The sequence below is a fragment of the Nocardia mangyaensis genome (assembly GCF_001886715.1).
GTDB lineage: Bacteria > Actinomycetota > Actinomycetes > Mycobacteriales > Mycobacteriaceae > Nocardia > Nocardia mangyaensis.
In genome coordinates this window covers 3,401,524-3,422,414 of record NZ_CP018082.1, presented here as the reverse complement: position 1 = coordinate 3,422,414, position 20,891 = coordinate 3,401,524, and the positions used below count along the sequence as shown (strand labels likewise).

The 20,891-nt window shown below is 69.6% G+C and carries 23 protein-coding genes and 1 pseudogene; 11 read left to right on the top strand and 13 right to left on the bottom strand.

Features of this window, described 5'->3' with window-relative positions; genetic code table 11:
* Position 1: 1 nt before the first annotated feature.
* Positions 2–595, bottom strand: coding sequence for a YdcF family protein (locus BOX37_RS15365; protein ID WP_071928249.1), 594 nt, complete (start codon positions 593–595; stop codon positions 2–4).
* 118 nt (positions 596–713) lie between these two features.
* On the opposite strand from BOX37_RS15365, the gene BOX37_RS15360 reads away from it, so the two are divergent.
* The gene (locus BOX37_RS15360) at positions 714–1,721 is read left to right on the top strand and encodes a YeiH family protein (protein ID WP_240505358.1); all 1,008 of its coding nucleotides are present in this window, start codon (positions 714–716) and stop codon (positions 1,719–1,721) included.
* 18 nt (positions 1,722–1,739) lie between these two features.
* On the opposite strand, the gene BOX37_RS15355 is transcribed toward BOX37_RS15360, so the two are convergent.
* Positions 1,740–2,153, bottom strand: coding sequence for a winged helix-turn-helix transcriptional regulator (locus BOX37_RS15355; protein WP_071928247.1), 414 nt, complete (start codon positions 2,151–2,153; stop codon positions 1,740–1,742).
* Positions 2,154–2,263: 110 nt separating this feature from the next.
* On the opposite strand from BOX37_RS15355, the gene BOX37_RS15350 reads away from it, so the two are divergent.
* Positions 2,264–3,547, top strand: coding sequence for an MFS transporter (locus BOX37_RS15350; protein ID WP_240505357.1), 1,284 nt, complete (start codon positions 2,264–2,266; stop codon positions 3,545–3,547).
* On the opposite strand, the gene BOX37_RS15345 is transcribed toward BOX37_RS15350, so the two are convergent.
* The gene (locus BOX37_RS15345; protein ID WP_071928245.1) at positions 3,537–4,010 is read right to left on the bottom strand and encodes a hypothetical protein; all 474 of its coding nucleotides are present in this window, start codon (positions 4,008–4,010) and stop codon (positions 3,537–3,539) included. The two genes, BOX37_RS15350 and BOX37_RS15345, sit on opposite strands and share 11 nt — an antisense overlap.
* A gap of 155 nt (positions 4,011–4,165) precedes the next feature.
* Here BOX37_RS15345 and BOX37_RS36375 point away from each other — a divergent pair.
* A pseudogene (locus tag BOX37_RS36375) lies at positions 4,166–4,210 on the top strand (hypothetical protein); the annotation flags it as partial.
* A 2-nt stretch (positions 4,211–4,212) separates the two neighbouring features.
* On the opposite strand, the gene BOX37_RS15335 reads toward BOX37_RS36375, so the two are convergent.
* Positions 4,213–4,794, bottom strand: coding sequence for a hypothetical protein (locus tag BOX37_RS15335; protein ID WP_071928244.1), 582 nt, complete (start codon positions 4,792–4,794; stop codon positions 4,213–4,215).
* Between the two features lie 4 nt (positions 4,795–4,798).
* Complete coding sequence (locus BOX37_RS15330) at positions 4,799–5,449, bottom strand: HAD family hydrolase (protein ID WP_071928243.1); 651 nt, start codon at positions 5,447–5,449, stop codon at positions 4,799–4,801.
* A gap of 193 nt (positions 5,450–5,642) precedes the next feature.
* Between BOX37_RS15330 and BOX37_RS15325 the strand changes: the two genes are divergently transcribed.
* A complete protein-coding gene (locus BOX37_RS15325) occupies positions 5,643–6,317 on the top strand; it encodes a PaaI family thioesterase (protein ID WP_071931531.1) in 675 nt (224 codons plus the stop codon).
* A 277-nt stretch (positions 6,318–6,594) separates the two neighbouring features.
* Entirely contained in the window at positions 6,595–7,845 is a 1,251-nt protein-coding gene (locus BOX37_RS15320) for a serine hydrolase (RefSeq protein WP_084759707.1), read from the top strand.
* Positions 7,846–7,984: 139 nt separating this feature from the next.
* Here BOX37_RS15320 and BOX37_RS15315 read toward each other — a convergent pair whose 3' ends face one another.
* Both BOX37_RS15315 and BOX37_RS15310 read right to left on the bottom strand, forming a co-directional pair.
* Positions 7,985–8,431, bottom strand: a complete 447-nt coding sequence (locus tag BOX37_RS15315) for a hypothetical protein (RefSeq protein ID WP_071928241.1) — start codon at positions 8,429–8,431, stop codon at positions 7,985–7,987.
* Between the two features lie 152 nt (positions 8,432–8,583).
* Positions 8,584–8,874 carry a hypothetical protein gene (locus BOX37_RS15310; RefSeq protein WP_206045895.1) on the bottom strand — a complete coding sequence of 97 codons (291 nt, stop codon included), beginning with the start codon at positions 8,872–8,874 and terminating at the stop codon, positions 8,584–8,586.
* Between the two features lie 279 nt (positions 8,875–9,153).
* Here BOX37_RS15310 and BOX37_RS34030 point away from each other — a divergent pair, with 279 nt between their 5' ends.
* Positions 9,154–9,300, top strand: coding sequence for a hypothetical protein (locus BOX37_RS34030; RefSeq protein ID WP_156910418.1), 147 nt, complete (start codon positions 9,154–9,156; stop codon positions 9,298–9,300).
* 61 nt (positions 9,301–9,361) lie between these two features.
* On the opposite strand, the gene BOX37_RS15305 is transcribed toward BOX37_RS34030, so the two are convergent.
* Together BOX37_RS15305 and BOX37_RS15300 are read right to left on the bottom strand one after the other, a co-directional pair.
* Positions 9,362–10,009 (bottom strand): response regulator, encoded by a 648-nt coding sequence (locus BOX37_RS15305; protein WP_071928239.1) that lies wholly within the window; start codon positions 10,007–10,009, stop codon positions 9,362–9,364.
* Entirely contained in the window at positions 10,006–11,154 is a 1,149-nt protein-coding gene (locus BOX37_RS15300; protein ID WP_240505356.1) for a sensor histidine kinase, read from the bottom strand. Before BOX37_RS15300 ends, BOX37_RS15305 begins: the two co-directional genes overlap by 4 nt.
* Positions 11,155–11,264: 110 nt before the next feature.
* Between BOX37_RS15300 and BOX37_RS15295 the strand changes: the two genes are divergently transcribed.
* Both BOX37_RS15295 and BOX37_RS15290 read left to right on the top strand, forming a co-directional pair.
* A complete protein-coding gene (locus BOX37_RS15295) occupies positions 11,265–11,813 on the top strand; it encodes a hypothetical protein (RefSeq protein WP_156910417.1) in 549 nt (182 codons plus the stop codon).
* 141 nt (positions 11,814–11,954) lie between these two features.
* Positions 11,955–13,364 carry an MDR family MFS transporter gene (locus BOX37_RS15290; protein WP_071928237.1) on the top strand — a complete coding sequence of 470 codons (1,410 nt, stop codon included), beginning with the start codon at positions 11,955–11,957 and terminating at the stop codon, positions 13,362–13,364.
* A gap of 165 nt (positions 13,365–13,529) precedes the next feature.
* Here BOX37_RS15290 and BOX37_RS15285 read toward each other — a convergent pair whose 3' ends face one another.
* Positions 13,530–14,534, bottom strand: a complete 1,005-nt coding sequence (locus tag BOX37_RS15285) for a hypothetical protein (protein ID WP_071928236.1) — start codon at positions 14,532–14,534, stop codon at positions 13,530–13,532.
* A gap of 227 nt (positions 14,535–14,761) precedes the next feature.
* Between BOX37_RS15285 and BOX37_RS15280 the strand changes: the two genes are divergently transcribed.
* Both BOX37_RS15280 and BOX37_RS15275 read left to right on the top strand, forming a co-directional pair.
* A complete protein-coding gene (locus BOX37_RS15280) occupies positions 14,762–15,754 on the top strand; it encodes an LLM class flavin-dependent oxidoreductase (protein ID WP_071928235.1) in 993 nt (330 codons plus the stop codon).
* Positions 15,755–16,093: 339 nt separating this feature from the next.
* Entirely contained in the window at positions 16,094–16,672 is a 579-nt protein-coding gene (locus tag BOX37_RS15275) for a pyridoxamine 5'-phosphate oxidase family protein (protein ID WP_071928234.1), read from the top strand.
* 7 nt (positions 16,673–16,679) lie between these two features.
* On the opposite strand, the gene BOX37_RS15270 is transcribed toward BOX37_RS15275, so the two are convergent.
* Positions 16,680–17,621 (bottom strand): LysR family transcriptional regulator, encoded by a 942-nt coding sequence (locus BOX37_RS15270; protein WP_071928233.1) that lies wholly within the window; start codon positions 17,619–17,621, stop codon positions 16,680–16,682.
* A 76-nt stretch (positions 17,622–17,697) separates the two neighbouring features.
* On the opposite strand from BOX37_RS15270, the gene BOX37_RS15265 reads away from it, so the two are divergent.
* On the top strand, positions 17,698–18,915 hold the full coding sequence (locus tag BOX37_RS15265) for an MFS transporter (protein ID WP_071931529.1): 1,218 nt from the start codon (positions 17,698–17,700) through the stop codon (positions 18,913–18,915).
* A gap of 66 nt (positions 18,916–18,981) precedes the next feature.
* Here BOX37_RS15265 and BOX37_RS15260 read toward each other — a convergent pair whose 3' ends face one another.
* Positions 18,982–19,713: a glutamine amidotransferase gene (locus tag BOX37_RS15260; RefSeq protein ID WP_071928232.1), complete on the bottom strand. Its 732-nt coding sequence runs from the start codon at positions 19,711–19,713 to the stop codon at positions 18,982–18,984.
* Positions 19,714–19,774: 61 nt separating this feature from the next.
* The gene (locus BOX37_RS15255) at positions 19,775–20,692 is read right to left on the bottom strand and encodes an SMP-30/gluconolactonase/LRE family protein (RefSeq protein WP_071931528.1); all 918 of its coding nucleotides are present in this window, start codon (positions 20,690–20,692) and stop codon (positions 19,775–19,777) included.
* Positions 20,693–20,891 lie beyond the last annotated feature (199 nt).

The following is a 20,891-nucleotide window of genomic DNA, read 5'->3' as shown; positions in this document are numbered from 1 at the left end:
GTCAGACATCGTCGACGGCTCGGGTTCGGCGGCGCCTACCCTTGGCCACGCCGTAGAGCGCTACCACGGGTTTGAGTGGCATCCATTCACCGAACCGGTAGTCCTTGCCCCGGACGAGCCGCTCGGCCAGCTCCGGACTCTGCTCGGCGAGATAGTGGCGCGCGGTCTCGGCGTGGGTCGGCAGCGAGACGATCTTGATCCGGTCGACATCCTTCAGACAGGGAATCGCGAAAGCCACGTTCTCCCAGGTGGATCGACTGGACTCCTCGAGCACGATCTCACCCTCGTAGCCACGGGAGTCTCGCGCGTAGCGCGCCATCAGCGCCGCTTCGGACCGCGGGCCCGCGCAGGCACCCCCGCACAGGACCAGCCGGGACTCGGCGGCGGGATCGATGGAACGAAGTCCGGCCCTGACCCGCCACCTGTTCATGGCATTGGCGTCGGGTCCGGCATTGCGATAGCCCAGGACGACGACTGCCTCCGACCCTGCGGGCACGGTGCCGACCCACCTGCGTGAGGCGCGCCAATTCGCCCATTCACCCCACAGCATCACGCTGATGCCGGCGGCGAGTGTCAGCCGGGTCCGTTTCCGCACACCTCCAGCAAACCACAGTCGCGGGTCCCACCACGCCCGAAGAGCCATAAGGCCAACTTATGCCCACCTCATGACTCGGCCTCTACCTGCCCTTTCCATGCGCGGCGAAGGTAAGGGGGTGAATCGCGCATGTGCCCTCGCTCCCGGCCTCGCCCTCGCCGCACTCGTGGCCACCGTGGCCACGCCGGTCGGCACAGCGCTACCGATGGTCGGGGCGCCGGTGCTGGCACTGGGCGGGGGCGCGGCGGCCGGAATCCTGCTTCGGCGCCGGGAGGGCGCGGACGCGGTGTTCGATCCCGGTCTCGACCTCGCCCGGCGCCGTCTACTGGGGGTGGCGATCGTGCTGCTCGGGCTGGGATTGCCGATGGGGGCGGTGCTGAGCGTGGGACGCGAGACCGCGATCGTGCTGATCGGCACGCTCATCGTCGGCGCGGTCGCCGCGTTCGTGGTCGGGCGGATGCTGGCGGTCGATCGGGAATCGGCGACTCTGGTCGCGGTGGGAACCACCATCTGTGGCGCCTCCGCCATCGCGGCGGCCACCGCGGTCCTGCGGCCGGACCGGCAGCGGGTCGCCTACGCCCTGGGCACCATCTTCGTCTTCAATGTCGCCGCGGTCCTGGTGTATCCCCCCGTGGGCCGGGCCCTCGGCCTGTCGCAGGAGGCGTTCGGCCTCTGGGCGGGGACCGCGATCAACGACACCTCCTCCGTGCTGGCAGCGGGCGTAGTCTTCGGTGCGGGTGCCGCGCAATTCGCGGTCATCGTGAAGTTGATCCGCAGCCTGGCCATCGTCCCCCTGTGCGTCGGCCTGCACGTGGGGCGTCGTCACATCACCGGGGAGACCGGTGCCCCGGCGGGCTCACTGCGTCAAGCCTTTCCGCTGTTCGTCGTCCTGTTCGTCGCCGCCTCCGTCATCGCGGGACTCGACATCCTCCCCGCTGCTCTCACCCACCCCCTCGCCACCACCAGCAGTTGGCTCATAGCCGTCGTCCTCGCCGCGATCGGCACCTCGCTGAGCATCGACCGGCTGCGCAGCGCGGGCGCACGACCACTGGTCCTCGGCGGCGTCCTCGGCCTGATCCTCGGAGCCGGCAGCCTGGGGTTGATGTACCTCACGGGCTGGTGCTGATTCTGCGCGGGCACGCGGCTACGCCGAGGCCGAGTTCGACGCCTTCGACGACTGGTGCGAGGGCGACAAGGACTGATCCTCACCCCGCTCGGCCAGTCCGGCCACATACTCCCCACCCCACCGGTCGAGTTCGGTGACGAAACCACGCAGACCCTGCCCGGTCGCCGTCAGGGAGTAGTCCACCCGGGGCGGCACCTCGGGGTAGGCGTGGCGGACGACGATGCCGTCCTGCTCGAGTTCGCGCAACTGCCGGGTCAGGACCCGCGGTGTCACGTCACCGACTCGGCGGCGCAGTTCGCCGTAGCGCACCGGCCCGGCGAGCAGATGCTTGACGATCGTCATCTTCCAGGACCCCCCGAGTACCGCGATGCTCACCTCGACGGGACAGACGGTCATCGCTCGGCGAACCGACGGCCGGACCTCACCTTCCATACCTGCAAGAGTATCCCTATCGTCCATATGGACGAAAATGTACATACTGTCAGAAGTGATCGGACGCTGTTAGAACGACGGTAGGACAGCCGGACTACCGAAGGATCCAGGTGAGGATCTCCGACGCTAGAATCCACGACACCTCCGCTCGCGCCAGGCCCCGCATCCATCCCGCGTGGACCATGGTCGCGGTCGCGGCGCTCGCGCTGATCGCGGCCGGATCGTTCACCACGATCGCGGGGCTGATCACCGAGCCCCTGGTGACGACGCGCGAGTGGAGCCGCGGCGGGATCGGCGTCGCGGTGGCGGTCAACATGGTCCTCTACGGCGCGGTCGCCCCGTTCTCGGCGGCGCTGATGGACCGCTACGGCATCCGGCGGGTGACGGCGAGCGCACTGGCGGTTCTGGTCGCCGCGTCGGTGCTGATGGTCACAGCGGCGCCGACCGTGGTCTGGTTCGCGCTGTGGTGGGGCTTGGCCGTCGGCGTCGGTACGGGGTCGATCACGATGGTCTTCGGCGCGACCGTGGCGAACCGCTGGTTCCGGCGCAGGATCGGTCTGGCCACCGGAATCCTCACCGCCGCCGGTGTCTTCGGCCAGTTCGCGCTGCTACCGGTGCTGTCGGTGCTACTCGCACACCAGCATTGGCAGCGTCCGGTCCTCGCCTGCGGCGCCTTCGCCGCCCTCGCGCTGATCGTGGTACTCGTGTTCCTGCGCGAACGCCCCGAGTCGGTCGGCGTCGGCCGATACGGTGCCGCGCCGGGCGAGGATCCGGACGACACCCGCGCGGTGAATCCGTTCGCTCGCACTGTCGGCGCGCTCACCGCCGCGCTGCGTGATCGCAGGTTCTGGTTGCTGGCCACCATGTTCGCGCTCTGCGGCGCGACCACCAACGGCCTGATGTGGAGCCATTTCACTCCGGCCGCGCACGACCACGGCATGGCGGCCACGGCGGCGTCGAGCATGCTCGCGGTGATCGGCGTCGCCAATATTCTCGGCACGGTCACGGCCGGATGGCTCACCGACAGAGTCGAACCCCGGTACCTGCTCGCGGTGTTCTTCGCGGCGCGGGGCGTCTCGCTGGCACTGCTGCCCGCCCTGTTCAGCAGTGGTCTGTCCCCCGACCTGGTCGCGTTCGCGGTGGTGTTCGGCATCCTCGATGTGGCGACCGTGCCGCCGACCCTGACCCTGTGCCGTGCGTGTTTCGGCGATGACAGCGCCCTGGTCTTCGGCTGGATCAGCGTGTTCCATCAGGTCGGCGCGGGAGCGATGGCCTTGGCGGGCGGTCTGATCCGCGAGCTGGACGGCTCGTATACGCCGGTGTGGCTCGCGGCCGCCTGCGCGTGCGTGCTCGCGGCGGTGCTCGGCGCTGTCGCGCCGCGGGCTAGTCGTTGAGGTCGAGGTCGCCGAGCAGTTCGTCGGCGCGAGCCAGGGCGCTGTCGAGTTCGTCGGTGACCGTGTCGAGCACTGACATGCCGTCGAGCATGCCGGAGAGTTCCTCGTGCAGGGCATGCAGTTCGGCGAGGGCGGGGTCGACGGTGGTCCAGGCGACGGTGTCGGACCACCAGCTGTCGCGCTGGATCCAGGACCAGACGATGTCACGGACCAGCAGCGCGTCGCTGGTGTAGAGCTGACGGCTGTGCGTCTGGGCGGTGTGCTCGACCTCGTAGGTGCCGTCGTCGAGACAGCGGGCCTGGATCCGCTCCGCCGGGTCGCGCGTGAGCAACAGGAACGGATGGTCGGACGCGGGATCGGCTGGGGCGGGACCTGGTCGGGCGGGGTCGACCGGGCGTGGCGCGTCGGAGCCGTCACCGACATGGACCACGACCTCGGGCGAGTCATCGGAGGGAGCACCCATCGGGCCAGTGTGCCGGATCGATGGGCAGGACGGCCAGTGCGTCTGGGGCGCCGCGAAAATCACCCTGCGTCACCGCGAATCGGCAGGTACCGACGGCTCCACGTTGCGGTGGGTCCACCTGCACATGATCGAGGTGCGCCCACCACAACGGACACGCCGATCTGCTCCGCGAGCGCATCGACGGCAGTACGGGCAGGTGAGCTCAGCTCTCGCTCGCGCGCAGGAACGCCGCGCCGCGCGGTGAGATCTCGTAGCCGATGTCCAGGCTCCAGGTCAGACCCAGGTTCTTGAGTTTGCGGACGTCCAGTTTCAGCGAATCCTTGTCCCGGCCGAGCAGAACCGCCACCTCGGCGGCGCGAACACGAGGATGGGACGCGATGGCGGCGAGAACTTCGGCGGTCCACGGCCCGCGTCGGCTGGCTCGGTCCAAGCGCGCGAGCGCGGCGGTGATGTCCTCGACGTCGCTCGCGGAAAGATCGACCCGTCTACTCGATTCCACCCGCTCGTCGGGGCCCGCGTAACGCACCGTGATCCGGTAGACCGGGTCGTCGGGAGAACCGCGGAAGCTCGCCGTCACCACCTCGGCATCACGCTCACCGGCCGCGTGTGCGTCCGCGTCGGAGATGTCGTGCGCGGCGATCGGGTCGATGCCGACGATCTCGACGACGCCGGCACTGGTGTGCAAGCGGGTACCGGCCCGCACCCTGGGCTTGGCCCACCGCCGGAAGACCTGGATCACGACCCCGGCGGCGACTGCCCGCGCGATACGGTCGGTGAGGATCACGCGATCAGCCGGTGACGACTTCGGTGGTGAGCTGGTCGACACCGTCGATGACCACATCCGCCAGGGCCAGCGCCTCGCGCGACGGCGGGAAGTCCGGACGGGGCGCGGCGATCAACCGCATCCCCGCCGCGTGCGCCGAGCGCAATCCGTTGGTCGAATCCTCCACGGCAGTACAGTCTTTCGGGTCGACACCGAGGCGCTGCGCGACGGTCAGGTACACATCGGGCGCTGGTTTGCCGCGACCGACCTCCTCGGTCGACAGGACCGCGGCGAAGGCGTCGATCAGGCCCGATTTCGCCAGCACCAGGTCGATCAGAGTGGCCGGTGACGAGCTGGCGAGGCCGAGCTGCCAGGACTCGGCGCACCGGCGCACCGCCTCGACGGCGCCGGGCAGCAGCGGGACGTGATGGGCGTATTTGTCGGCCATCAGGTCGATGACATCGGCGGCCACCTGATCAGCCGGCTCGGCGACACCGAGATCGTCGGCGAGATAGGCCGACCACTCGACGGTGCTCATCCCCATCATCTTCACCTGCGAATCCGGTTGCCACCGACCACCTTTGAGGTCGACGTACTCGTGTCTGACCTGCTCCCACACCGATTCGGAATCGATCAGCACACCGTCCATGTCGAACACAACCGCCGCGATACCCATACGCCCAGCCTTTCGCCGCTCACACGGAGGGCACCACCCCGGTGCGCCGACTCTCCGTCTAGGTCCAGACCTGCTCGATAATCGAGTTCCAGACTAATCGACCGACCCGCCCGTCGTGAGCCCCGTCACGGGGCGTGCGGCGTAGGTGACACCCGACGCGAACATCCAGCTCGGCAGCGATAACGTGTTGCATATGGACGATACACAGGTCGGCAACTCGCTCCCGGACGAAGCGCACCACGAAGGCGGGTTCCGACCGATGGCCGAGCTGATCCAGGCGCGCAAGGACGAAGGCGCCGACAAGACAGCGGGCGGCTCACACTACGGCGAACTGATCGAACAGGTGCGCGAGCTGATGGACCGGGCACGCCTGGTCAATCCCTCCGACGAGCTGGCCAAAGAGGCGATCTCGACCCTCGAGCAGCTCAATGCCCGCCTCGGTACCGCGGTGGTCGACGAGTGGTCATCGCCCAGCTGGACGCGCACCGACCTGCCCGCGCGCGGCAACATCACGCTGCCGCCGTACACGGTGGTCAGCGGCAGCAGCGAGGGCGTCACCACCGAGCTCGTCTTCCGCACCTTCCACCTCGGCGGCAACGGCGCCGCGCACGGTGGGCAGATCGCCGTCGCCTTCGACGACATCCTCGGCATGACCGCGGCCCTGCACACCAAGGCGGTGACCCGCACCGCGTCGCTGACCATCGACTACCGCTCGATCACCCCGCTCAACCGCCCGCTCACCGTCCGCGCGCACGCCGAACGCCGCGACGGGCGCAAGGTGTACCTGCGGGCGACCATGCACGACGGCGAGCGCCTGTGCGCCGAGGCGAACGGGCTGTTCATCGTGCTCAACCCCGGCCAGCCCTGAGCCCGCAGGCACGTCCGGCGTGCGCCCGGATGGGGCGATAGCCGTTCCCGACCGGAATCGCGCAGGTCGCGCGACGCCGTTGCTGTGCGACGAAGGACTCATCGATCACGCGCCCGGGGTCAGCGCGGGCCACGGACTCGACGCGCGGGACACCGCGCGAGATGTTGGACGGCGCAGCTCAGGTGGGTGCGATGGTGGAGTCATCGGGACAGACGGGCGGTGGGGAGGGGTCGGTCGGCGGGCCAGGGGTGGGTGGGCGCGTGGTTAGTGTGGTGGGATGAGTGCAGTGGGCGGGACGTTGGTGACGGTCCTCGAGGATCTCGATGCGGTGACGACCATCGGGTACGAGGACGATCCGCGGGATGCCGGGTCGTCGGCGCGCGAAGTCGAGGCGGTGTGGGAATCGGTACGGGCGTGGTACCGGATGGGGACGACGCCTGCCATCCAGGTGTGTGTGCGGCGCAACGGCAAGGTCGTGCTCAACCGGGCGATCGGGCACGGGTGGGGTAACGCGCCCGAGGATGGGCCGGACGCCGCGAAGATCCTGGTGACGCCGGAGAGCCCGTTCTGCGGATTCTCCACCGCGAAGGGGGTGGCCGCCACGGTGATGTCGATGCTCGCCGAACAGGGCGCCTTCGCGCTGAACGACCCTGTGTGCGACTACATTCCGGAATTCGCCGCGCATCGCAAGGGCACGATCACCATCGCTGATGTGCTCTCGCATTCGGCGGGTATCCCGTTCATCACCCCGCCCTACAAGGGTGCCGAGGTGGTGCTCGACGAGGATCTGGCTCGCGCGGCGCTCACCGACCTGGTGCCGAGCTGGCCACCGGGCCGATTCCGGGTCTATCACGCGTTGACCAGCGGATTGATTCAGCGGCTACTCGTCCAGCGGGCCACCGGCAAGCGGATGCGGGAACACCTCGACGAGCAGGTGCTGACGCCACTGGGCTTCCGGTGGACCAACTTCGGGGTCGATCCGGCCGATGTCGGCAAGGTCGTGCCGAGTGTGAAGACCGGGCCGCCGACATCGCGGTTGTCGATGTTCTTGGCGCGCAAGGCGCTCGGCGGCGGGATGGACAGAGTGTCGAAGCGGGACAACGACGCATTCCTCACCGCCGAACTCCCCTCCGGCAACCTCGTGACGACTGCCGAGGAACTCTCCCGATTCTACGAAATCCTCACACGCGGTGGTGAACTCGACGGAACACGGATCATCGATCCCGACGCCCTGCGCGCTGCGATCGCCCCCGCCGACCGCCTGCCCGGCCTCGCGGGCCGGGTCAGCCGCGCGGGCTTCGAACTGGGCGCCCGGCGCTCGAAGTTCGGCCGCGACACCGCCACCCACTTCGGCCGCAGCGGCCTGACCACCCAGTACGGCTGGGCCGACCCCGCCCGCAACCTCGCCGGCGCCATCCTCACCAGCGGCAAGGCCACCACCGACACCGATCGCCCCGCGAAACTGGTCGCCCAGATCTCGGGCACCTTCCCACCCGTGTCCCCCACCGCCCAGTTCTTCCACGTCTGAGTCCAGGCTGCCCGATACAACATTGGACAGTTGATCACCAGGCGCCCAGGGAAGCATCCGCCCCGAGTAGCGCACGCCACCAGAGCCTGGTGATCAACAGTCCAGGTCCGGGATGCGGCGACCGGGCCCGAGTGGGCGCCTATTCGCCCCGGGCGTAGCGGATGGATGCGGCCACGGCTTCCCGGTCGATGACCAGGCTCGGGTCCCGCTCGAGTACCTCGTCGAACTCGAGCAGGGCATCTGCGACCGTGCTGCGGCGAGCCGAGGTGATCAACTCCTGGCGCATGTAGTCGGCCAGCGAAATCGCCGATGCTGCGGCACGATCGGCAAGGACGCTCCACACGTGCGCGGGCAGCTCGTAGGCGTGGATCACGGCCGCGGCGTCGGCATCGGGGGCCGGAGACGGATGGCCCGGCCGCTCGGCAGCGAGAAAGTCGACAACGCCGTCCAGTGCGATCCGCCGCTGCGCCAGCGCGAACAATTCGCGACGCAGGTATTCGCGCGTCGGCAGTCCGGCGGCGCGGGCGCGGCGGCGCATGACCTCCGTGGTCGGTTTGGGCAGGGCAGCGATCTCGGTCAGCGTCATACCGGCCACCGTAGGCAGGCCGAAAGACCTCGGCAACAGGCATATCGGGGACGAAGCAGATCACCGCCGCGGCGAGGCCGTCGGCGTCGATGCCACCGCGTAGGCCCCGGTGGCGCGTATCGCCCGTGGCGCGCACACCACGGGCGGGGTTGTCAGGCGCCGATGACGGCGTTCATGATCGTGCCCGCGCTGGTGGCGACCGCGCCGCCCGCCATCGCGCTGGCGATCATCTTCGGCGACTGCAGACCGCCGCCGTTCCACTTCTCCCAGGCGAAGCGACCACCGCCGTAGGTGATGGCGGTGACGCCGGAGAGCAGGATTCCCCAGGTGAAGTACCGGCTGAGCTGCATAACCTTGTCGGCCATCGGCGGTGCCTCCGGCGTCGGGTTGCCCACCTGGGCGACGGCGATGCCGTAGGTGTCGTGCAGTGCGGCCAGGATCATGCTCACGATCGTGCTCCTTCGTCGGTTGTTCGTGGTGAAGCCGATGTCGAGAACTCGTGACGCGGTAGAACCCCAGATCTATTGAACATTCAACCTCAGGACACTTCGGTGGCCTGGGCGACACTCCGCACGGATCATGACCGCCATCACACCCGCGGGGTCGTGCCGTGGTCGCGCCGTGGCCCTAGAATCGAACGCGCGGGGCATGTCCAGAAATCGGCGCGACGAGGCGCTGACCACCACCTTCATCGCACATCTACCGTACCGCGAGGAGGGCACATGGCTTTCCTGATTCCCTTGATCGTCGCGTTTCTTCTGGTGACAGCGGCAGTGGTAGTGGCGTCTTACGCCACGGTTTCGCTGACCTATTGGTTTGAATCCCGCCGCAACAGTCCGGACCAGTCCGACCCGCATCCAGCACGCTGAACGCCGCCCCGACACCCCGATGCCCCGGAACCGATCTCTTGGTGCCGGGGCATCGCCGCGTTCAGGGTCGGTGCGATTCGAGACCGGCCTGGGTCGCGATGATCGCGGCCTGCACACGTGACTGGACGCCCAGTTTGGTCAACACCCGGGACACGTGGGTCTTCACGGTTGTCTCCCCGATGAGCAGCCGGGTGCCGATCTGATGGTTCGACAGGCCGGCACCGAGGCCGGCGAGCACCTGCCGCTCGCGGTCGGTGAGTGTCGACAGATCGGGCGGTGCGAGGGCCGTGGTCCTGGGCAGGGCGGCGATCACCGCGCGGGTCACCTTCGGGTCCAGCACCGCGTCGCCCTCGGCCACCGCCAGCACCGCGCGGACCAGTTCGTCACCGCCGACCGACTTGAGCAGGAAGCCGCTCGCGCCCGCCGAGAGGGCGCCGAGGACATATTCGTCGATGGCGAAGGTGGTGAGCACCAGAACCTTCGCGTTCGTCTCGGCGACCACCGCGGCGGTGGCGGCCAGTCCGTCGACGCGCGGCATCCGCACATCCATCAGCACCACGTCGGGGCTCAGCGCGCGGGCCTGCCGGAGCGCGGCGACGCCGTCGGCGGCCTCGCCGACCACCCGCACCTGTCCGGAGGACTCGAGCAGCATGGTCAGGCCCGCGCGGATGGTGGCGTGATCGTCGGCCACCAGCACCGTCACCGTCACGCGGCCCCCAGCGGGATGCGCGCGCAGACGCGCCAGATGCCGTCCTCGGCGTCGGCGGTGAGCGAGCCGTCCATCGATTCGGCACGGAACATCATGTTGCGCACTCCGTTTCCCTCGCCGGTGCGGGCACCGGGCTCGATCGGATTCGAGGCGGTGATCACCAGGCGGGTCCTGTCACGACGGAGGTCGATGTCCAGGGGCGCGCCGGGGGCGTGCTTGGTGGCGTTGGCGATGGCCTCGCCCAGGATGCGGGTGATCACGGCTTCGACCGCGGTGGGCAATTCCAGACCCTCGGCCCGGTGCACGGCCACCGCGGCGCCTGCCGCTTTCGCCGCGTCGATCAATCCGTCCAGCGATGACAGTCGGGTGGTGACGGCGGTGTCGTCGGGAGAGGTCAGCAGGTCGATCGTCGCGCGCATCTCCTCGAGCGCGGCCAGGCTGCCCGCCCGGATCGAACGCAGGACGGTGGTGTTGCCCGGTTCCTTCTGAGCCACCTCGGACAGGATCGCGACGGCGGACAGGTGACCGGCCACTGTGTCGTGCAGGTCGCGCGCCAGCCGACGACGCTCGTCGCCGAGGGCGGCCGAACGCTCGGCGTCGAGAACCGCGAGTTGGGCGCGCGCCGCCTCGCGCTCCATCCGCGCCATCCGGCGTGAGGCCCGCACGGCCCGTGCGTAGCCGAGCGGTGACCAGGTCAGCGCCACTCCGGCCAAGGCGGCATAGAGCCCCACCCGAACATCGAGCAGGGCCGCCGCCAGGAGCGCCCCGCCCAGGGTCAGGATCAGCGAGAACCAGACGACCACCACGCCCAACCGGTCCGATCCCTTGCTGACTGCGAGGAAGATGACGTCGGCCAGCGCGATCCACAGCGGCAGCGACGGACTCACCGCGAGATCCCCGGCCAGCAGGGCGACCATCAGCCCGAAGGCCAGTGCGGGCCGTTGCTGCGCGGTCAGCTGGATCGCGAACGCCGTGGACAGCAGAGCGAGCTTCACCAGCGGCGGATAGACGTCGTCATTCGCCACGACCGCCCAGCCCCCGGCGGCCCACAGCAACAGCCCGACCAGGAAGATGCCGACCGCGGCCGTGGTCGAACTGTCGAACACGTCCGCGAGCCGACTCATGGGCGCGCGCGACGAAGACATGTCCCCCATTCCAGCACACGCGCGCCAAGTCTCGGGTCCTCCGAAAGGCGGACCCGCGGCGAGCGGAAAGCCCGACGACCGCGGACCGGTGTGCCTGCCACAGTCGAGGAATGGACGAGATGACGAACCCGGTGCTGGTGACCATCCTGGGCTGCGAGATCGGCTTCTGGGTGCTGGTCGTCGGCGGTCTGCTCCTGCGCTACGCGGTCCGGCTGCCGCGCGCGGGCCTGGTGACGCTGGCGCTGGTGCCGGTGCTCGATGTCGTGCTCGTGGTCGCGGTGGCCATCGATCTGCATCGCGGTGGGGAGGTGGGCTTCGCGCACCGGCTGGCCGGGATCTACCTGGGCTGCACCGTGATGTTCGGGCACCGGATCATCCAGTGGCTCGACGAGCGTTTCGCCTACCGGTTCGCGGGCGGACCGGCGCCGGTGAAGGTCCCGAAATACGGTCCCGAACGGTCCCGCAAAGAGTGGGCCGATTTCGCCCGCTGGCTCGGCGCCGCCGCCATCGCCGCCGTCCTGACGGTAGCGCTGAGCTACACGGTGGCCGACACCGAGCAGCGCGAGCAGCTGATGGGCGTATTCGGCACGCTCGGGGTGATCACCGTGATCTGGCTGCTCACCGGACCTGTGTGGGTGGCGGGATCGCGCCGCGACTGACGACCTCGCGCGACGCGAACCACACCGCACGACAGCGCGGGCGGCCGATCGTGTCACATCCTGGGAAAACACCGGGCGGGAACAGTCCCGGCATCGATACGTTGTCCAGAGTGGTCAGTCGAAGCAACGAGAGGATCGCCGGTGGCAACGGAGACCGCGAGTCCGGCCATCGGCCTGCGCTCCGAGCGGGGCCCGATTCTCGCGTCGCTGATGCTCGCGACCGGATTGATCGCGCTCGACTCGACCATCATCGCCACCGCGGTGCTCACCATCACCGACACCCTCGGTGGATTCGCGCTGTTCCCCTGGTTGTTCTCGATCTATCTGCTCGCCCAGGCGGTGACGGTGCCGATCTACGGCAAGCTCGCCGACATGGTGGGGCGCAAACCGGTGATCCTGGTCGGGATCGCGGTCTTCGCGCTGGGCTCGCTGCTGTGCGGGCTCGCCACGAGCATGGTGGGCCTGATCGTGTTCCGGGCCATCCAGGGTATCGGCGCCGGGGCGATCCAGCCGATGACGATGGTGATCGCCGGAGACCTCTACACCCTTACCGAACGGGCCAAGGTGCAGGGCTACCTGGCCGGGGTGTGGGCCAGTTCGGCGGTGCTCGGCCCGCTGCTCGGTGGTGTGTTCGCCGACTATCTGAGCTGGCGGTGGATCTTCCTGATCAACCTACCGCTGTGCGCGGTCGCGGCCTGGATGTTGGTGCGCCACTTCAGCGAATCGGCGCCCCGGCGCGCCCAGCGCATCGACTACCTCGGCGCGGTATTGCTCACGCTCGGCGCGGGCGGGCTCATCCTGGGCCTGCTCGAGGGCGGTCAGGCCTGGGCGTGGACCTCGCCGGTCTCGCTGGCGCTGTTCACGGGCAGTGTGGTGGTGCTCGGCTTGTTCACCATGGTCGAGCGGCGGGCGACGAATCCGATTCTGCCGCTGTGGATCTTCACCCGCCGGGTGGTGATCGCGAGCAGCACCGTCTCGCTGCTGATCGGCGCGGTGGTGCTCGGACTCACCTCGTACGTGCCGACCTTCGCCCAAGGCGTGCTCGGCACCGGTGCGCTGGTCGCCGGACTGACGGTCGGCGCGCTGACGCTGGGCTGGCCGCTGGCTGCCTCGAATGCGGGAAGGCTCTACCTGCGGTGGGGATTCCGGGTGACCGCCGTGGTCGGCAGCATCCTGGTCATGCTCGGCTGCGCGACCACCCTGCTCATCGGTGAGCAGTCGAGCACGGCGCAGATCGCGCTCTCGTGCTTCCTGATCGGCGCCGGGATGGGCCTCGTGGCGACGCCGACGCTGATCGCGGCGCAGGCCAGCGCCGAATGGCAGGAGCGCGGTGTGGTCACCTCGGCCAACATGTTCGCTCGCTCGCTGGGCAGCGCGGTCGGGGTGGCGGTGTTCGGCGCGGTCGTCAACGCGGGCATCCGCGACCCCGACCACCCCGCGCCGACCGAACTCGCCCACGGCATCCACCTGGTGTTCGTGGCCATGTTGGTCATGGCGGTGGTCATGCTCGTCGCCGCGGTGACGATGCCGGGACGAACGAAGTCCGCCTAGTTGGACGCTGCTCGGTGTCGTCGAGGAAGTGTGGGGAATCGGGCATCCGACTGCGGACATGGATCTGGCGACTCGGCGGCGCAGCGAGCGTAGTCGTTCGGGATACAGGCCTCCGTATACGCCGAACGTGGTCGTCGTCGGACCGTCGCTCAAGGTCTGGACCGCCTAACCGGCTCGACCCTCCCGGCGGCGTACGACGTCGACGACCTCGCCGGGGGCGAACTCGACGACGCGGCGGACTCGCGAGTTCGCGACCGGGGCCAGGTCGACCACCACCGGGGCGCCGGGGCCCGTGTGGGTGATCGCGGTGATTCGGTCCTGGAGGTAGCCGCCGTCGGGGACCTGCACACGGATGACGTCGCCGACGGTGAGCCCTTCGGCGTGGATCGCGCCGCCGGGGACGATGGTGTCGACGGTACCGCACCGGGTGTGACCCACGCTCGCGCCCAGACCGCGTTCGGCGATGGTCCACCACACCGGGGTGTCCGGCTCGCCCGCGCCCAGGCGGCTGTGCCAGGCCAGGACCCGATCACGTTCGGCTTCGGCGCCCGCGCGGGTCTCGTGCAGGGAGATCTGGCGGCGGACCGGGGCGTTGCGGGGTCGGCTCGTGCCCGCCGCGCCGTCGATGACCAGGATCCAGCGGGCACCCGCCGCATTGTCGCGGTGCGCCGAGACGCGCTTGGCCAAGGCCAGCCCCGGTGTCGCGCCCAGCCGATCGGCCGCCTCCTCGATGCTGTCGGCGAGGCCGAGCGAGCGCAGCAGTTCGGCGACGGTCAGCTCCGAGGTGCCCAGTTCCTGCGCGAGCGCGGGCATCGGGGTGCGGCGACGCCAGCCGATCCGGGCGCAGTGCTCGTGCCTGGTGAACCACAGGCCGCTGCGGGAGCGACGGTGCCGGTCGACGACCACCGCCCACCAGTCCCATTCCGGTTCGGCGACCAGCCGCCCGCGGACCCAGCGTTCTCGTTCCGCCGTGGACACGCGGTCCTCGGGCGCGACGAAGTTGCGCAAGGCGGCGCGCACCGCGGATTCGGTTCGCCCCAGTGTGTGCGCGGTGCGGGCCAGGTCGACCCCGGCGCGCAGATCGTCGGCCAGAACCCGGTACTCCGATTCCCGCCAGGTGGTGCCGTGCCTGCTCGGTGGCAGCAGCTCGCCACGGTCGTTGTCACTCATCCCCGTGCCCCCGTTCTCGCACCGCCCGGCCACCCTCGCGCCGGGCTCGTAGTGTGACCCTTCGACGATACCGGTGGGGTATGACAGAAAATGCCTGTCTGCCAGCGGCTTTCCAGCAAATCCCGCGCGGCGACCGAGACGGGGACACCGCACCCACACGCCAGGAAATACCGCGAGCACCGAACCGGTTGGCCTCAACAGGGGGTATCGCACACTCGAGGAGGCTCATGAACGCGGTCACGCTGTCGGTTCTGGATCTGGCGCCGGTGCAGGCCGACGTGACGGCGGGCGATGCGCTGCGCGCGACGACGCAGCTGGCCCAGCACGCCGAGGAGCTGGGCTTTCACCGCTTCTGGGTCGCCGAGCACCACAACATGCCCGGCATCGCGAGCGCGGCGCCCGCGGTGGTGCTGGCACATCTGGCGGCCTCGACCACGCGGATCCGGCTCGGCTCGGGAGGGGTGATGCTGCCCAACCACGCGCCGCTGGTGGTCGCCGAGCAGTTCGGGACTCTCGAGTCCCTGCATCCCGGCCGGATCGACCTGGGTATCGGACGCGCACCCGGCACCGATCCGGTGACCGCGCGCGCCCTGCGCCGTCATGCCGACGGCCTCGGCGCCGAATCCTTCCCCCGCGAGCTCACCACGCTGATCGGCTTCTTCCGCGGCACCGACACCGACGGAATCGTCGCCAGTCCCGGGCGCGGCGCCGAGCCGGAGGTCTGGCTGCTCGGCTCGAGCGGGTACAGCGCCCAGGTGGCCGCGGCACTCGGGCTACCCTTCGCCTTCGCCCATCACATCGCCCCCGACAACACCGCCGCCGCCCTCGACCTCTACCGCGACAACTTCCGTCCGTCGGAGACCAGAAGCGCGCCGTACACCATCGTCGCCGCCTCGGCCATCTGCGCCGACACCGACCACGAAGCCGACCGCCTCGCCGCCCCCCGCGACCTCGCCTTCGCCAACCTGCGCTCGGGCCGCCCCCAAGCACTGGCCACCCCCGACCAAGCCGCGGGCTTTCCCGGCAGCGACGCCGAACGACACTTCGCGGCCCAGCGCAAGGCCGGTCAGCTCCAGGGCTCCCCGGAAACGGTCCGCGCCCAGGCAGCCCAACTTCTCGACGCCACCTCCCCCGACGAGCTCATGCTCAACACCCTCGTCTACGACATCGACGCCCGCATCCGCTCCCTCGACCTCACCCGCAAAGCCATCAACGGTTGACCGGTCGCCTGCTCGATGCCGACGGCGTCCTCTGACGGCCGAATCGGAAGGGGCGGCGAGATACGTTGGCGGCCAGGCGGGCCACGAGGCGTTCGGTCCGATGCGCTGTTCGCACTCGGACACCGGGTTCCACTGCGCGAGAGCCTCGGTGGCCGGATCGGCGGTGGGCTGCGGCATCGGGTGATCCCGGCCGAGAGCGGTTCGCGTCAGACGTGTCTTCGTCGGTCACCGCGGTGGCGCTCGTCTGCGTCAACCCCTGATCGTGAACCGTCGGGGCTCAGGTCGGTCGATACACTCGGCGCCGGGGAGCTCGCCGCTCGGCGAGACGGAAAGAGCGTCATGGGCAAGATCTTCGACCGGATCGATGACAAGCTGCGAGCCTTCATCACGGCGCAGCCGATGTTCTTCGTCGGCACCGCGCCGTCGGAGGGCGGGCATGTCAATGTCTCGCCGAAGGGCTATCGCGACACCTTCGCCGTCGTCGACGATCACACGGTCGCCTATCTCGACCTGTTCGGCAGCGGCTCGGAAACAATCGCCCATCTGCGCGACAACGGCCGGATCACCGTCATGTTCTGTTCGTTCGACCGCGTCGCCCGCATCCTTCGCCTGTTCGGTACCGGCCGGGTGGTTCGCCCGGATTCCCCCGAATTCGCCGCGCTCAGTGCGCATTTCGGCACCGGACACACCGGAATTCGCGCGGTGGTCACGATCTCGGTCGACCGGATCGCCGATTCGTGTGGGTGGTCGGTGCCTCGCCTCGACTTCGTCGAGGAACGCGCCGTCCTCGACGAGGCCCACACTCGTCGCACCGACGCCGATTTCGCCCGGCGCATCGCGGGCGACAACTCCGCCAGCATCGACGGCCTGCCCGCGCTCGAACCCGATCACCCGGTGCCGTCCACCGTGCGCGGCTGACCCAGGTCTAGACGGCGACGAGCGGCTCCGCGTCGGCGGGGCCGCCGAGTTCGAGCAGCCCCGCGAGGGCGGTCAAGGCCGGGCTGGTGCGGTCGGTGCGCCAGATCAGACCGAGTCGGCTGGTGCCCTCGAGCCCGCGTACCGGCAGGAAGCGCAAGTCGGTGCGGACATGGTGGTCGAGGACCGGGCGGCACACGAGCAGGGCGTGCTGCCCGGCGGCGGCCAGCGCCATCCCCTGCTGGATGGTGGTGATGCCCGCTGTCGACGGGATCGGTGCGCCCGACGGGGTGACCGGTGGGGTGCGGGCGGCTTTCCAATAGTCGGCCGCGTCACCGACCCGGTGCAGTAGGTCGAGTTCGGCGAGGTCTTCGACATCGATGGCGTCGCGCCGCGCCAGGCGGTGTTCGGAGGCCAGGGCGACGAACTGATCCTGTGGCGGGAAACGGAAGCCGACGGTGAGTTCGGCTTCGTGGACGGGTAGTTCGGCGATGACGGCATCGACCGTGCCATCGAGGACGGCCGAGAAGGGCGAGCCGAGTGGCAGGTCGTGCACGTCGACAGTGACTCCGTATTCGGCGCGCAAGGCACGGAAACTGCGGGTGATCTCCTCGTAGACCATGCCGGTGAATCCGATCCGCAGTTCCTGCAACGCGCCGCGCATGGCCCGCTCCCGCGCCCGCGTGAAGGTCGTCGCCAGGGCGCGGTAGGCGGGCCGGACCTCCTTGACGAACTGCTCGCCGAGTCGGGTCAGCGCCACGCGCCGGCTGGTGCGCTCGACCAGCCGCGCACCGACGCGGCCCTCGAGCGCGGCGACGAGCTGGCTCACCCGCGACTGGGAGTAGCCGAGACGCTCGGCGGTGCGGCCGAAGTGCAGTTCCTCCGCGAGGGTGATCAGGCATTCGATCTGCTGGAGTTGCACCTGGTGCATCGTGGGGTGTTCACCGGCCATATCCATCAATCTAGCTCATTGATCGGTGAGCAGATCGGCGTTGTTCCACCGGTCGCCGGGCGGTGGACTGGTGGGTATGACGACTACGGTTCTTCCCGCCGCGCCCGAAAGAACATCGCCCGCCCGGTGGGGTGCGGTCGGTGTGCTGACCCTCAGCACCTTTCTCGTGGTGACCTCCGAGATGCTTCCGGTCGGTGTGCTCACGCCGATGGGAGAGGGCCTCGGGATCTCGCCGGGCAAGGCAGGGCTCAGCCTCACCGTCACCGGGCTGGTCTCGGCGGTGACCGCGCCGATCGTGCCTCGGCTGCTCGGGAACCTGGACCGGCGCATCGTGCTGGCCGCCGCGATGGTCCTGCTCGCCGCCGCAAACGCGCTGACCATGGTCGCGAGCGGATTCGGGACGCTCATGCTGTCGCGGGCCGTCCTCGGGATCGGGATGGGCACGGTGTGGGGTCTCGCGTCGGCGGTGGCGACCCGGTTGGTCGCTCCCCGGCACATCGCGCTGGCTGTCTCGTTCACCGTCAGCGGCGTCGCCGCGGCCTCGGTCCTTGGTGTGCCGCTCGGCACATTCGTCGGGAACGGATTCGGTTGGCGCGCCGCGTTCGGTGCGCTCACGGCTGTCGGGCTGGTTGTCGCCGCGGGTCTGGTGCTGGTTCTGCCGCGCCTGCGCCGCCCCGAAGGACCGGGCGACGACGCGGTGTCGACGGCGCCCCGGCCGCTGCTTCGGCCCGCGGTCGTCACCGGTCTGGTCGTGGTGGTTCTGCTGGTGACCGCGCACTTCGCCGCCTACACCTATGTCCGGCTGGTCCTCGAGGATCGCGCGGGGCTGGCCGCGAACGCGATCGCGCTGCTCCTGCTGCTGTACGGCGTGTTCGGCATGGTCGGCAACTTTGCCGCCGGTGCACTCGCGGCACGTCGCCCGGTGCACACCGTGGCGCTGCTGGCCGTCGGCATCGGCGTCGCGGTCACGACCCTCGCGGTGTTCGGCACGGCGGCGCTCACGGCGGGGGCGGCCATCGCGCTGTGGGGGCTGGCCTATGGCGGGCTCTCTGTGGGCGCGCAGTTGTGGATGACCGCGGCGGCACCGGATCGGATCGAGCACGTCACGGGGCTGTACGTCGGGGTTTTCACCGCCGCCATCGCGGCAGGCGCGTTTGTCGGCGGACTCGTCGTCGAAAGTGCCGGAATTCTTCCCCTGCTGTGGAGCGCCGCCGCCCTCGCGGCCGCGGCACTGTTGGCCGGGGTTCTCGGCCCCGGACCGAAATCCGGCACCGTGAGCGGTACAGCGCGCTGATCGGCCGACTCGCAGCCAGCCGACCCGCACCGGCGCCGAGTCCCCGCTTCGACGTCACCGCCGAACTCAGCTTCTACTCCGGGCGGTGAAGCGGCGCAGGAGTTCCCTGGGCACCGGGACCGATTCCCGGCGCCCGAGTTCGGCCAGCTCGTCGGCCGCACTCGGATCGAAATAGCCCGCGTGCCGGTAGGTTTCGATGCGAACCGCCAAGCCGTTTCCGTCCAGTTCGGGATGGAACTGGGTGGCGTAGACATTGCGGCCGACCCGGATCATCTGGACCGGGCAGTCGGCGGATTCGGCGAGCAGGACCGCGCCGGGTGGCACCTGCTGAACAGCCTCCTTGTGGCCGACGAACGCGCGGAAGGAGCGCGGGATGTCGATGAGCAGCGGGTCGTCGGCGCCGTCGGTCAGGATGATCGTGGCGGCGCCGACGGGTTCGCCGTAGCGCTCGGCACCGACTTCCCCGCCGAGCACCTCGGCCAGAATGCCCAACCCGTAGCAGGCGCCGAAGTACGGGAAGTCCCGGTCGACGATCTCGGCGATCAACTGCCGCAGCGGTGGTTCGAATCGACGCTGGTAGTCGTACTTCTCGTGTTCGGGATTGCTCACATTGCTCGGTCCGCCGCCGACGATCACCGCGCAGAACTCGTCCAGCTGGATCTCGGGGAACCCTTGGTCCATCTGGACGCGCACCACCTCGCCGACGGTCAGGCCGGCCGCGTGCAGCAGCGCGGTGTACTCGTCGTCGGCGGCCGCCCGCTCCGGGCGCAGCTGCAACAACAGGCAGGGCTTGGACATCGTCGGACCGTCCCCTCAGCGCGGTGCACGTGCCGGACGAGTTCGACGATACTGCGCGAGGTCACCGCACAGCGGTCACCGCGGCGGCCGATTCGGACAGGCTGCCGAGATACAGGGTGCCATCGTGTTCGGCGACCGAGGTGACCATCGCGTAGGTGTCACCCGCCCGCTGGAGATCGTGGACGACGGTGCCACCGAAATCGAGGGCGAGCACCCAGGTCGAGCGCACCGGCGCGGGTTGCAACCGGTCCGGCAGCGCCCAGGACAGGCGGCGGAACAGGCCGGGCAGCGCGAAGAGGCGGTCGAGCAGCGGGTTGCGGGGTGCGACCATGCCGACCCAGACCAGCCCATCGCTGCCGAGCGACATGTTGTCGGGTGAGCCGGGCAGATTCTCGACGAGGTGGTCGTGGGTGCCCGCGCGCGGACCCGTCAGCCAGTAGCGGGTGATCCGGTAGGCGCCCGTCTCGGCGACCAGCAGGCAGGAGCGGTCCGGCGCGAGTACCACGCCGTTGCCGAACTGCAGCCCGTCGACGAGCACCTCGAGCGTCCCGTCCGGATCGCGGCGCACCAGCTGCCCGCTGCCGGAATGCTCGAGAATGTCGGCCATCCACTGTTCGAACGGCCACCGTCGCGAGGCGATCGAGAAGTAGATGGTGCCGTCGTCGTCGCGCACCACATTGCTCGGGAAGGCCAGTGGCACCCCGTCGATCGTGCCGATCACCACTTCCAGCTCGGCGCCCGCTTCGGCCAGCCGGAGCACGCCGTGGCCCGCCACGCAGATCAGCAGCGAACCGTCGGCATCGGCGTGCATGCCCAGTACGCGGCCACCGGCCTGCGCGATCCGCTCGACCGAGCCGTCGGCCGGATCGATGCGCCAGATCGCTCCGTCATCGGTGCCGGTGACCACCTTCCCGTCCGGGGTCAGCACGACGTCCTCGGGGCCCTTGCCCGGCAGCGGCAGCAGTCGCGGCGACGGCATGGGTGGTTCGCTGTGTGTCTGCCGCGCACGGGCGGTGGGGCGGGGCGGAGTCCAGCGGTGAGGGCGCATCTGCATGCCCATTGCTACCACGGCTAACGATCGTCGTGGTACCCGATGGCGAAACCACCGATCCCTGAAACAGCCGCTCGCACAAACGAGTACAGCGCCGCCGGCATCGGGCTCGGGCGAATCCCGGGCG